Source organism: Ethanoligenens sp., from assembly GCF_047718355.1.
In the GTDB taxonomy this organism is placed as follows: domain Bacteria; phylum Bacillota; class Clostridia; order Oscillospirales; family Ethanoligenentaceae; genus Ethanoligenens.
In genome coordinates, this window is the sequence record NZ_JBDNLG010000093.1 from 1 (window position 1) to 11,741 (window position 11,741).

The window sequence follows — 11,741 nt, forward strand, 5'->3', positions numbered from 1 at the left end:
GCTCTTGACAGCATGTCCAAAGCCCACCGGGAATAAAGTTCGGAGAGTGTTGCATCATCGATTGCCTCCATCCCATATTCCCGCAACTTTTCTTTTGCTTTCTCCGATTCGGTTCCACGAACACCGCGACCAATTCTGAGATCGACCTGATGCTTCAACTCATGTTTTTGCGCAAACGCTGCGTCCACTACATATTTCATTGCCTGAATAAAATCCGGGTTTATCAGCAGCCGGTTGATAACGGAGAGAATATTGGTTTCTGAATTCGACGGCATGTCCTGAAAAGATTTTAGCTGGTCAACAGCGGCAGGGGTAAGGTTCAACTCTTTCCCGATACCCTGATATTCCCGCTTCCGATAATCGGATATGCCCAGCAGATATTTTACCGAAACATCGAACACCTCTGCCAGCGCCACAAGCTGCTTGACCCGCATTTTTCGGGTGCGTTGATATTTCGGGTGATCCGGATCGTCCACCTCAAAGGTCCAGAGCGTGTTCCGGTCGATATGTTCATCGCGCTCATACAATTTCATGGCGAGGGCTTCATATGTCTATTTGCGCTCTTTCCGTAAATCCTGTAAGCGCTCTTTGGTTTTGTTCATCATTTCATTGGTATATGGCATTTGCTTCTCCCTTCGTCTTATCACTTAACCGCCGCCCGGAAATCGGCACCCAGGGCGAAACGGCTCCTTTTTTGCTGAAATACGGATTTTGCATTCTTTATGGTGTATACTTTTAGACCCTGTTTGATTGCTTCCCAGTATAAGCCACTTTGACAGGGAAATGAAGCTTGACAATCGAATAAGAGCATACCAGTCACGTTCGGAACAGAACGAGCCGTGCGGCAGACATACCATGACCCCGAAAGGGCGAGGGACGGCCCGGCATCAGAATGCGGGGAGGTGAAATTCCTGTGGCGCTGCCCGACCGGCAGCCGGTTGGCATGTGAAGGATGAAGGACGTTCTTTTCCGTGCGAAAGGATGGCAGAATGCCGCAATACGCCATTTTAAGGTTCGCCAAACACAAGGGTGACTCCGCACAGGCGCTGGAAGCCCACCATGAGCGCCGGAAAGCCCAGTACAAGAGCAATCCAGACATTGACACATCCCGCAGCAAATACAATTTTCACCTCGTCCGCCCGAAAGGCGGCTACAAACCGGAGATCGACAGCCGGATTACGGCGGCGGGCTGCCGCACCCGCAAGGACAGTACTCGGCTTGTGGATACGCTCGTTACCGCCAGCTCGGAATTCTTCCAAGGAATGCAGCGCAAAGAAATCTGGAATTTCTTCTGTCAGCGCCAGTGATAAAATGCAAGAAAACACCGGTCAAAAGATGTAGGATTGCAGCGGAAATGGATGCAATATGGTACACTCAAATCTGTCTGCCTGTCGGCAGGCAGAAAGGGTGCCAAAATGGAAGGAGCAAACTGGATGGATATCAGAAGTGACCGGCAAAAGGGACTGAGTTATACGGAAATAGCACGTAAGTACAACATTGACCCAAGGACGGCTGAGAAATACGCACAGAACGAAACACGACCGGTATACAGTCTGAGCGCGGTAAAACCGTCGAAATTGGATCCCTACAAGAAGCAGATAGCGGTATGGCTGGAGGAAGCGCCGTACTCAGCGGAGAGGATCCTGGAAAAGATACAGGAACAAGGCTTTGACGGCAGGCACAGCATCGTGCGAGAGTACGTACGCAACTAAAAGGAGCAGTTGGACGAGAAGGCAACGGTACGGTTTGAGATGATGCCGGGGCTGCAAGGGGCAGATGGACTGGGCATTTTTTGAGGATCATACCGTATTGGAGGATGAAAAGCTGAAAAAGCTGTACTGTTTTCTATTCATTTTGGGGTATTCGCGGACACGGTACATAGAGTTTGTGACCGACATGAGTACGAATACGCTGATTCGCTTCCATGCCAACGCATTCCGGTATCTTGGGGGCTATCCGGAAGCAATCCTGTACGACAACATGAAGCAGGTTGTTATCAAACGGCTGCTGAAGCAGGAGGACAGCACCCTCAATTGGCAGTTCGAGGACTTTGCAGGGTTCTACGGGTTTAAGCCTGTGTTGTGCAGGCCGTACCGTGGCCAGACAAAAGGCAAGATAGAGTGTACAGTACAGTTCGTCCGGGATAATTTCATGGTGGGCATCAAGTACAGCTCACGGGAAGACCTTAATGGTCAGGCTCTCGCCTGGTGCAACAAGGTAAATGGGAAGGTTCCCGCCACAACAAATGAAATTCCCTTCGAGCGATTAAAAAGAGAGGGCCTCAACCCTCTCAAGCGTGAATATATCATCGACAAAATCAATCTGCGCCGGGTACAAAAAGACTGCCTTATCTCGCACTGGATATAACGATTGAGCACGTCGACGAACTGTTCTATGGAGACATCTTGCCAGGATCGGTTGTAAAACATCTCGTTTTTGAGACGTCCGAAGAATCCTTCACACGCCGAATTGTCTGGAGAGCATCCCTTCTTGGACATCGATCTTGTCAGACCAGCGTTTTCCATCTTTGATATCCACCCCGGCCAGTGATAATGGCATCCCCTGTCCGAGTGAATAATGGGATGCTCGCCTTCTGGAAGATGCAGGATGGCTTCATCCAGCATCGTGTTGACCAGTTCTGCATCCGGACTGGTGCCAACGGTCCAGCTGACCACCATGCCATCAAAGCAGTCAACAATCGGAGAGAGATATACCTTGCCTGCGGGCACATGAAATTCCGTAAGATCCGTCAGCCATTTCTTGTTTGGAGCCTCCGCATGGAAGTCCCGCGCCACGAGATTCTCTACGGCCTGACTGATTTCCCCCTGATAAGAGCAATAAACACGCTTTCTTCTTAGAGGGACAAAAAGCTGCTCCTCTTTCATAATGCGTCGTATGACTTTTTCCGAGACAATATTCCCGTTGCTTTTTACTTGAGCGTGTATGCGTCTGTACCCGTAGCGGGCTGGGTTATCTCTGAAAAGCTCTTTCATCTTTGTACGCAAATCAGCGTATTTACTGGGCAGGGCTTGGACTTTCCGTTGATAGAAGTAGCTGCTTTTGGAAATATTCAGCTCGGCAAACAATTCCTTCAAGGGAAACACTGCTCTCAGGGCATCAATCAGCCTAGCCTTTTCTGCGTTTGCCAGCTCTCTCGGATTGATGCCCTGGCCTTTTTTTATGATTTCGGCTGTCTTTTCAAGGATGGCACGTTCCATCTGGAGATGATATACGTGCCTTTTCAGCGATTCAACCTCTGCCAGAAGCATGTCCCTGTCATCGGGTAAGGGCGCCCTGTTTCCATGGCTCATCTTCCCAACGCATTCCTCTCCGAGCATTTCCCTTTTCCATTTGTATAGGCTGTTTCTGCTAACTTTTAAGGCCTTGGCAACAGAAACAGCAGAGCTGTCGCCAGAACTGAATTCTATGACAGCCTCCTTTTTCTGCTCTAAAGTATATTTCACCACAGAGCTATGTTTCGAGTAAACTTTTCGCTCATTCGAAGCCAGTTCATGAACCTACTCCCTCATAGTCTCCCGATATCCAATGGCCCTGATTGTCCTGGTCATGTTGCGGCCGTGTTGCACATAATAGCTTACCGCACGCTCTTTATCTTCCAAAGAATATTTCGGCATTTTGCTATGCAACTTATGAAGCTCACCGGTCTCAGTAAATTCACGATGCCATTGCTTCAGCATGTTGCACGATGGATACCCCAATTCACGGATGGTATCAGCTACGCTCAGATTATATTTGATGTAGAGCTTGACGGCCTTTAAGCGATCTTCGTACGAATACATAGGTTGCCTCCTGTACTGCTCCGAGTCCAGGTTTTCGTCCGCACCCTCAAACCTACAAATTCAAATCAGCGTTTACAGCTTTTGCCACTCTGTGTTTTTTCCGTATCATATGAATTGTTCCACCTACTAACATTCGGCCTACCCCCATGGCATTTCTTTACGTCATAGAGGCCATTATTCTTGAGGGAATTATACTCCGGCGATTACATCTGCGACGTAGCGGAGAATCCCTTTTGGTATGTTACTCCAACTTTTTGTTGTCTAACAGGCACGACAAAAGGGGCTGTTTTGCAGCAGTCCCCAACAGATACGCATACGCGACTATGGTAACAGATTTTAGAAAAGAATGCCCAATGCCGGATTCAGCCCGCGCCGAATCCTTTTATTCCGCTTTCGTCGAGGCGGGACCGGATACACTCACCTTGCAGGGAACGACCTTTAAAGGCTGGCAGATGCTGTTTTCTTTCAAATTAATCCGTATGGTCGGGCGCATCCCCAATACCGCATATTGACCGGATGCATAAGAAATGCATTGCGAGGATGCGGAACCCGTTAACAGCAGGCCTTTATTTTCGATTTTTCCCCTGATCCACTCTTCTACGATTTGTGTGATATCAATCTCCGTATAGCTTAAATGGCTGCAATTTGTAAAGTCTACGCGCCTGTCTACATCGACTGCGGGCGTAGAAAACGCACAATTGAAAACGCTGTAGAAATCCAGCAGCGGATACAGTGCATAGCGGCTGGAATCGTTTTCGGCATCTACTGTGTGATGGATGGGAAAGGGAAAACATACAAGTTTGAAAAGCCGCAATCTGGCTTTCGACAGCGCACCGAAGGGCAGGCAGAGGGGAAGATTGAAAAACAGATAGATTTGTTCCTCATGCCCCAAAAAAAGCACATTCCGTTGCTTAGCCGGATAACAGCCGTTTAACGCAGAAGTAAATGAATCCTGGCATTTTATATCGACGACACCCATTCGTTCTCCACCCCCTATTACAGAATATGCAGTTTTTTGCTGCCGTGAGCATGGGTTCCTCTTTTTCCGGCATTTGAATACACTGCAATAGGGGGGCGATTGAGCCCCCTCATTACGACATTTTTAAATGCTCAAAGGGAGGAATATCTCTATGGCTACTATTACCGTTGCGGCAACTGCACTTGCGTTATCCACAAACGCCCCTTATGACGTTGTGGACCTTACGTTCACGTATAGCGGAACTACCGTGCAAAACGGCACGGCACTGTATTACAGCGCACATCTTTCCGATGGTACAGCTTCCGAGGACGTGCTGTTTCCCCTGACGGTAACCTCCGGATCGGACATCCCTGCCAGCGAAGAGTTCGCCTACACTCCGAAAGTGACTTTCACAACTACGATCATGGCCACCGACGGAAAGGTTTATTATACCGCGTGATGGTATGCTTTGCGCAGGGTCGCGAGCGTCTGCGGACGATTTTTTTGCAGAAAATAGCGGAGCTCGCCGTCAATTGCTGTAGTAAAAGATAGGAATAGTCCACAAAAAACAGAAGCAAGGGGTTGTTGTAAAATGGATTGATAATCCATTTTACAACAACCCCATCTTTATGATTTCAGGTTTCCGTTTACACTGCCTTTGCCGCTTTGAAACCGCGAGCGCGGGAAGCGTACTGCATGAGCACTATACCGAATTGGCCCTGTATGACGCCACTGGGCAGTATTCTGAACGGTTTGAAAGCGTCCGGCGAGAAGATCACACCCAAGGCATGGCAGGCTAAAATAGAGCGCCTTGCATCCCATAACAGCACCCTGTTGGATGCGGGCTCGGGAGCAGCCGAACAAGCGGATGCAACAGGTGGTACAGGCTGTCCAGACCCAACGTAGGGTGTTTTTCATGACATACCACTAGCGCTCCCGGTAAATGCTGATTAGCCCGTCTGCGCACGCCGATTGTTCGGGTTTTGCCGGCATAATATCCGCTCCGGGATATATGCAGAGTGTGGCATAGCATAACCACGGAATACCCGGAACGGGGGCATCCACATACTGATATTTCTCTTCTATGGCCTCGAAAGTATGACGACGGATGTTTTGGAGATTTTAGGGGCCTCATCCTTTTCGGACAGGGATTTCCTAAATACGCGATTCTCCGTTTCCAATATGCGTATTTTTTGAGCATCGCGGTTTCCGTGATCCGCCGTGGTGGGCTGTATCTCGGCGTCTCTCAACCATTTTTTGAGGGTATCCGTACAGATTTCCAAGTCGGACGCAACTTCTTTGATCGGACGCTTCTGGTCAGTGACCATCCGGATGGCATCCTGCTTGAACGTCTCGTCATAGCAGGGTGGCGCTATATGTGTATTTGTTTTTTGTGCCATATTCATCGTCTCCTTCTCTATCGTACGACTGTTTTCGCTGTCCATCAAATCGAGAAGGGGCGCAAAGCCATCTTCCATCACATGGATTGAGGCTTTTCCATGTCCAGCGGCTATGGGTATTTTAAATTTGTTGCATTTGCTTCTGCTTGAAGCTGCAAAAATGTGCGATGACCGCGACGATCTGAAACACAATGCCGAGCGCACAAACGCCTGCCCACCCGAACAGCCCCCATAAGTAAGAGCCAAGGAACGAACCGACGGCGCCTCCGATAAAATAGAACGCCATGTAAACTGCATTGTTTCGGCTGCGCGCGGCGGCGTCCAGTGCGTTGATTTTTGCCTGGTTGGAGATTTGCGCGGTCTGCACGCCGAGATCCAGCAGGATGATCCCACAGATCAGCCCCCACATCTGGAATCCAAATGCCCAAAAGCACAAGAACCCAGCTACAGAAAGGCTGATCCCGATGGTCAATGTAAACCGGGGCCCTTTCCGATCCGACACCCGTCCGGCTACGGAAGCGGCCATAGCCCCTGCCGCGCCGAGCAGTCCGAACATTCCCGCCGCCTGCGAGCCCAGATGATACGCGGGGCCTTTCAGCAGAAAAGAAAGCGTCGTCCAGAATGCGCTGAATGTCGCAAACATCATCGCGCCGACGAGCGACGAACTCCGCAATACCGGTTGGCCACGAAGCAGTCCGCCCAATGAGACCAGTAATTTTCCGTAGCTCATTTTTCCGTCAGTGGAGAAGTGTGTGGGAGGCAGAAAGCGAAAACAATGATCAGGACACCGATCATCCCTGCAGCGATGCGATAGACCGATTGCCAGCCGAAATGCGTCCCGATGATGCCGCTGAACGTGCGCGAAAGCAGCATCCCGATGAGCAATCCGGTCATTACCGTTCCAATGGCGCGCCCTCTGTTGGCGGGCTTTGTGCGGTTTCCTTTTTGACTTGCTCCATAAGGCAATTCCTCCAAATATGCTGTTAACGTAAACGTAAATTATGGTGCAAAAAAAGATGCGCAGGCGAACATCAATTCTTTTCGGAATGGGCAATAATGGTTTCCAACTTCAAGATGTTTCTTTCGCATTCGCGTTTGAATGCGCTAAGTTCCTCGATTTTCCCCTCGGCGGCTTCGATATGCCCCTTTAGAATCTGGATCACTTGTCGCTTCCCCTCCAGAATCTGGCCGTCGGTGAAGTACAGCTCGATTACCTCACCGATTTCCTCCAAGGATAGCCCCAAATCTTTCAAAATCTGAATTTTCTTGAGCCTCTCTAAATCCGTATTGTCAAAAGAGCGGATCTGGCCGTTAGGGCGGCTTTCCCGTTTGCCCAACAGCCCCAGCCCCTCGTAGTACCGAACCGTTCGGGTGGTCAGGTCGGTCAGCTTTGCGATTTCACCAATTTTATAGCTCATTTGGTTCGCCCCATATTCTTTACGTTAACATAAGATAAACATAGCACCGGATCGTGCTTCTGTCAACTGCATGATGATCGGCTATGCCAGAGGGAGGACGTTATCTGCCAAATAGAATATAGGGTTCATCCACCGCCTGTTCGGAATTTTCCGAGCGGGATTTTTTATGCCATCACATCAAGACTACTACGGAGGTACAGTCTATGAGCTTTATCAGTTCCGCAATGGGTACGTTGGAAGTAATCGTAATCGCTCTCGGCGCGGGCCTTGGCCTGTGGTGGGGCGGTCTCAACCTAATGGAAGGGTACGGCGGGGATAACGCTGCCGCAAACGGGTAGGTTCCATAAGGAAATCAAACGGATAAGTCAACAGACAGAAATGTGAAGGGGCTGTTGCAAAACGGAAGTTGAGCAACAGCCCCTATCGTGTTCCGAAAAATGTTTTAACCGGCGTTCATTTGTTGAAAACTGGCCGTCTTGACTTTTTTGTTGAGGTTGTTTTGCAACAGCCCCTCTTATTTATCCAATATTGTATTTATGGTACATGTGCTGCCCTAATTGACGCTTCGGTCAAGTGCACTTTGCAAATAAAATGCGTCGAGCTTTTTACTGCCGGTAAACTACAGTCAATCAGTATGCGGCTTACCCCGCAGCTTGATTGGCTGATTTTATATATTATGCCACTCTGACGTTCCTTCTTCTACCAAATGAAGCTTAATATCGGAGGTCGAAAAATGCAATGGCTTTATGACACTGGCAGGAGGTGTCGTGATCATCTTTGCAAAGGAAGTTCTGTCACTGATTACTTGGGGACAAAACAAAAGCCGTATCCGCGCGAATGCACTCGTTGCGGATACGGCCGATACATAGTAAATTAATTATAGAGAAGATTGAAGGGATTGATTTAGCTCGTTAACCTTGGCTCGGACTTCAAAGTTGGCGCTGATTTGAACAATTGTTTCTGATATGCAAATAGTTTGACATTGTAGATGTTATTGCTATTTGCAATATAGCGCGCAAAAGCAATGAATGTGATTTTTCAGTTGCTCCAAGCATTCCTCATACGGGTATCCCAAATCGAATTTGCTCAAAATATAGTATATGGGGCTATAGAAATGCAGCGCCATTGTGCCCGTGTCGTAGTTCTGAAAATCTCCATTTTGTTGCAAACCTCTGAATATTTGGCTTTGAAACAGAATAGGTGCTTCCAAGTAATATTCTTTAAAACAATTTGCAGCAAGAGAAGATTTATGCTGCTCTGAAACAAGTAATTTCCTGAACATTACTGCAAACTCATTTTGGGTAAAAAATCCCAGTAGTCCTTCAGCCATGTTAAACAGTTGATTTTCACCAATATTGTGGTATTTTATGATTGTCTGCTCGCTTTCTTCCATTGGAATGTTCATCAAAACAGCAGCATGATCATACTGTTTAACCATTTCACTGAAAATCGCATTAAAAATATCTTCTTTTCCCTTGAAATGATTGTAAAGCGAAGCGCCCTTTATACCAACTGCTGCTGCAATTTCACGCATAGACACTCCATCATAGCCCTTGCTCGAAAACAATTTCAGCGATTCAAATATTATTTTTTCCTTGGTTGTCATTGTCGCTTCCATGGACGTTCCTTCCCAAGCCAACCGTGCTCTTCCCAATATTTTTTCTCAGTTGGACTGCTGCCAAGATTTGATTTCTGCATATTTGCCATCATAATAAACATCAGTTTTGTTTTAATTGAAACAGATGGAGTCGTGCTTTTAGAAAGTGTTTTTGCAAAGCTTTTCATATCCTTCTCAATTTTCGCTTTCTTCTTTTGCAAAACACCATTCCAGTTCATTGCCTGCACACTTATTCCATAGCTCTTTATCCAGGGAACTCCCCAATAAAACAAGGCTCTTGCGACCGGTTTAATTGCTTGCTTCGCACCCATGCCAGCAGTGCTTGAAATGACCACTGCTCTTTTATTGAACATACACTCTCTGGGTTTATGAGAAAGCCAATATGTAAAGCTTAAATCCATGAAAGCTTTCATTGGTGCCGATGGAGCCATGCAATAATTCGGTGTTGTAAAGACAAGCAAATCGGATTGCTCAATTTCCCGCAAAATTACATTCTTTTCTTTATAGTATGGGCATTTTGTTTCATCTTCAATACAAGTATAACATCCAGCACAGAAACAGTTCAGGTCTTTGGGCAGAAAAAACTCGCTGACATTCTTTTCACAGGAAATGTTGTCCAGTAGCATTTTCCCGATATTGTATGTACTTCCTTTATGGTTTTGCCCATTGATAACCGTAATTTTCATGTATTACACCAGCCATCTTGAAATCTCAACAACTAGAGTCTTAAAAATGATGGCTGCGCTGAGCACAAAAAACATTGCCTTTCTATATTTTGGGTTTTTGACAAAAATACTTGAAATTGACGAAAAGGCAATTATTGCTCCGCCGATGCAGCACAGTGTTGACTGAAGACTGTCAATTTTAAAAAGACCTGCTTTAACCGCTGAATCAATAGACGCATTAACCGACAGAACATAGCCGTCTCTTACTGCAACAAAACAGCAAGTCACCAAGCCGAAAAATGCAAGCAGGGCAATTCTTCTGCCCCAATGCTCAATTTTCTTTTGCTTTACCGCCGTATAAATGATGTAAGCTATAAGCGCACAAACCATCAATGTTGATACTGCTGTTACAAAATTTCCAAAGTACATATTCATTATTCATCTCTCCTAACACTTGTTAGTGACATTATAAACTAACAAGTGTTAGCTTGTCAAGATGTATTATAAAAGTCGAGTAACGTTTTCAAGCTCAGCTTTATCAGGAAAAAGCATTGATTGCGGTTGCCGATCAAATTCTATTGTATGGTTTGTGTGGATGAAATTTTGAATTTTATAATAACTGTCTAGATTCTCAGGCGCTACATTCTTAGGTGCAATTCGTACTTCCATGGATAAGAGCTTTTGACAGTCAAATGGGGACAAAATAGCGAGACGATATGATTCTTTACAGTATTGAGGGTAATTGCAGATAAAGTATTTTTTCCTGTCCTGATAATCAGTAAAATTGTGAAATCCTATACGGTTATTCACCTACACTAGTTCACCGCGAAATTTAGATTTTATAAGAAGGTAAGCATATAAAATATTTTTACTGTATTCATCCATACTTCCATCAAAAACTGCACAAAAACAATTGTATAAAAAATACCGTTCACCGGAAAGTATCCGGTCATTATTGAAATTCGAGACTTGAAGACTCTTTACTAGCGCATAATCCAAAACCGCATTTCCAATTCTGTTACCATATTCATACTGGAGGAACTCGATAAAGTGCTGTAACTCAGTTGGATTCGTTTCACCGCCTGACCATAGATAGAATTTATTCAGGAATTCATTTATTCTTTCCGGGTGCGTATTGGATACGCTGTATCTTGCAAAAAGCACAGCGCGTATTGCAGCGGCCTGCAGGCACAAATGGTGATAATCAAATTTGTCGGGGTGACGGCTGTCAAAAGTGATTTGCTGCTGCAAAAATGTGTTCAATTGCCCAAATTCTTTGCCTCGATGCACGACATGGTTCATTAGGCATGCCCAGTTCAATGGAAAAACCTGTGTTGAACCATAAAGATGATAATGGTTTTCGGAAAAGCCTTTATTCAGCACATGGTGTAAAGCGTCATTGTCAGTCTTGATTGCGGCTGGTCAAGCGAAATATTCGGTCTTATAAGGCATTTCTACGTCCCTTTTCGCGAGGAATGCCGTTGTAAGGATATCTTGCCCCAATTAATAAGAAATTTCACGCCAACGGATTGCGTTTTGAAACCGGCACTTTGGCTTATCGCGATCTATTACAAGCATTGTTTCGGCATTGGCCGCAAGAAGCTTGAACACGCCGAAAACTTTGTCCTGCTCCATTTTGTCTTCTATCAGCATATGCAGATGTTCAATTTCGTCTTCACTATAACGGCCTAATTCCTTTAAGGCGCAGTTATAGAATGTGCTTAAATCAACGTTGTTGTATGGAACTGTGCATCCTTTCTCATTTTTCCCAAATATACCATTCAAAACAAGGTTGGGCGGGAGCTCACAAAAAAGAACATCAAGGGTTCCACGTTGAAAGTCCACTATTAATCACTTTCTTCTTCAGGTTCTTGTATAAGAT

Annotated in this window: 14 protein-coding genes and 4 pseudogenes; 6 read left to right on the top strand and 12 right to left on the bottom strand. The window is 46.2% G+C overall.

The window, feature by feature from the left end:
- A partial coding sequence (locus ABF463_RS12055; RefSeq protein ID WP_415533890.1) for a hypothetical protein occupies positions 1–533 on the bottom strand: 533 nt, incomplete at its 3' end.
- A 456-nt stretch (positions 534–989) separates the two neighbouring features.
- On the opposite strand from ABF463_RS12055, the pseudogene ABF463_RS12060 reads away from it, so the two are divergent.
- The 3 genes and pseudogenes from ABF463_RS12060 to ABF463_RS12070 all read left to right on the top strand — a co-directional run.
- Positions 990–1,292, top strand: a pseudogene (locus tag ABF463_RS12060) (plasmid recombination protein); the annotation flags it as partial.
- Between the two features lie 141 nt (positions 1,293–1,433).
- Positions 1,434–1,712, top strand: a complete 279-nt coding sequence (locus tag ABF463_RS12065) for a hypothetical protein (RefSeq protein ID WP_415533891.1) — start codon at positions 1,434–1,436, stop codon at positions 1,710–1,712.
- 64 nt (positions 1,713–1,776) lie between these two features.
- A pseudogene (locus tag ABF463_RS12070) lies at positions 1,777–2,217 on the top strand (DDE-type integrase/transposase/recombinase); the annotation flags it as partial.
- Here ABF463_RS12070 and ABF463_RS12075 read toward each other — a convergent pair.
- Positions 2,193–3,800, bottom strand: a pseudogene (locus ABF463_RS12075) (IS3 family transposase). The pseudogenes ABF463_RS12070 and ABF463_RS12075 overlap by 25 nt on opposite strands.
- A gap of 382 nt (positions 3,801–4,182) precedes the next feature.
- The gene (locus tag ABF463_RS12080; RefSeq protein WP_415533892.1) at positions 4,183–4,779 is read right to left on the bottom strand and encodes a DNRLRE domain-containing protein; all 597 of its coding nucleotides are present in this window, start codon (positions 4,777–4,779) and stop codon (positions 4,183–4,185) included.
- 151 nt (positions 4,780–4,930) lie between these two features.
- Here ABF463_RS12080 and ABF463_RS12085 point away from each other — a divergent pair, with 151 nt between their 5' ends.
- Both ABF463_RS12085 and ABF463_RS12090 read left to right on the top strand, forming a co-directional pair.
- The gene (locus ABF463_RS12085) at positions 4,931–5,218 is read left to right on the top strand and encodes a hypothetical protein (protein WP_415533893.1); all 288 of its coding nucleotides are present in this window, start codon (positions 4,931–4,933) and stop codon (positions 5,216–5,218) included.
- Between the two features lie 236 nt (positions 5,219–5,454).
- Positions 5,455–5,664, top strand: a complete 210-nt coding sequence (locus ABF463_RS12090; RefSeq protein ID WP_415533894.1) for a hypothetical protein — start codon at positions 5,455–5,457, stop codon at positions 5,662–5,664.
- 176 nt (positions 5,665–5,840) lie between these two features.
- On the opposite strand, the gene ABF463_RS12095 is transcribed toward ABF463_RS12090, so the two are convergent.
- The 4 genes from ABF463_RS12095 to ABF463_RS12110 all read right to left on the bottom strand — a co-directional run bounded on the left by ABF463_RS12095 (position 5,841) and on the right by ABF463_RS12110 (position 7,576).
- A complete protein-coding gene (locus ABF463_RS12095) occupies positions 5,841–6,158 on the bottom strand; it encodes a transposase (protein WP_415533895.1) in 318 nt (105 codons plus the stop codon).
- A gap of 121 nt (positions 6,159–6,279) precedes the next feature.
- Complete coding sequence (locus ABF463_RS12100) at positions 6,280–6,888, bottom strand: MFS transporter (protein ID WP_415533896.1); 609 nt, start codon at positions 6,886–6,888, stop codon at positions 6,280–6,282.
- A complete protein-coding gene (locus ABF463_RS12105) occupies positions 6,885–7,124 on the bottom strand; it encodes an MFS transporter (protein ID WP_415533897.1) in 240 nt (79 codons plus the stop codon). The genes ABF463_RS12100 and ABF463_RS12105 overlap by 4 nt, the downstream gene beginning before the upstream one ends.
- Before the next feature lie 65 nt (positions 7,125–7,189).
- A complete protein-coding gene (locus tag ABF463_RS12110) occupies positions 7,190–7,576 on the bottom strand; it encodes a MerR family transcriptional regulator (RefSeq protein WP_415533898.1) in 387 nt (128 codons plus the stop codon).
- Between the two features lie 203 nt (positions 7,577–7,779).
- Here ABF463_RS12110 and ABF463_RS12115 point away from each other — a divergent pair.
- Positions 7,780–7,905, top strand: a pseudogene (locus ABF463_RS12115) (Maff2 family mobile element protein); the annotation flags it as partial.
- A gap of 668 nt (positions 7,906–8,573) precedes the next feature.
- Here ABF463_RS12115 and ABF463_RS12120 read toward each other — a convergent pair.
- The 5 genes from ABF463_RS12120 to ABF463_RS12140 all read right to left on the bottom strand — a co-directional run bounded on the left by ABF463_RS12120 (position 8,574) and on the right by ABF463_RS12140 (position 11,704).
- Complete coding sequence (locus ABF463_RS12120; protein WP_415533899.1) at positions 8,574–9,194, bottom strand: TetR/AcrR family transcriptional regulator; 621 nt, start codon at positions 9,192–9,194, stop codon at positions 8,574–8,576.
- Positions 9,179–9,880: a flavodoxin family protein gene (locus ABF463_RS12125; RefSeq protein ID WP_415533900.1), complete on the bottom strand. Its 702-nt coding sequence runs from the start codon at positions 9,878–9,880 to the stop codon at positions 9,179–9,181. The genes ABF463_RS12120 and ABF463_RS12125 overlap by 16 nt, the downstream gene beginning before the upstream one ends.
- Positions 9,881–9,883: 3 nt before the next feature.
- Positions 9,884–10,294, bottom strand: a complete 411-nt coding sequence (locus tag ABF463_RS12130; protein WP_415533901.1) for a hypothetical protein — start codon at positions 10,292–10,294, stop codon at positions 9,884–9,886.
- Between the two features lie 375 nt (positions 10,295–10,669).
- On the bottom strand, positions 10,670–11,161 hold the full coding sequence (locus tag ABF463_RS12135) for a hypothetical protein (protein ID WP_415533902.1): 492 nt from the start codon (positions 11,159–11,161) through the stop codon (positions 10,670–10,672).
- Between the two features lie 201 nt (positions 11,162–11,362).
- The gene (locus ABF463_RS12140) at positions 11,363–11,704 is read right to left on the bottom strand and encodes a hypothetical protein (RefSeq protein WP_415533903.1); all 342 of its coding nucleotides are present in this window, start codon (positions 11,702–11,704) and stop codon (positions 11,363–11,365) included.
- Positions 11,705–11,741 lie beyond the last annotated feature (37 nt).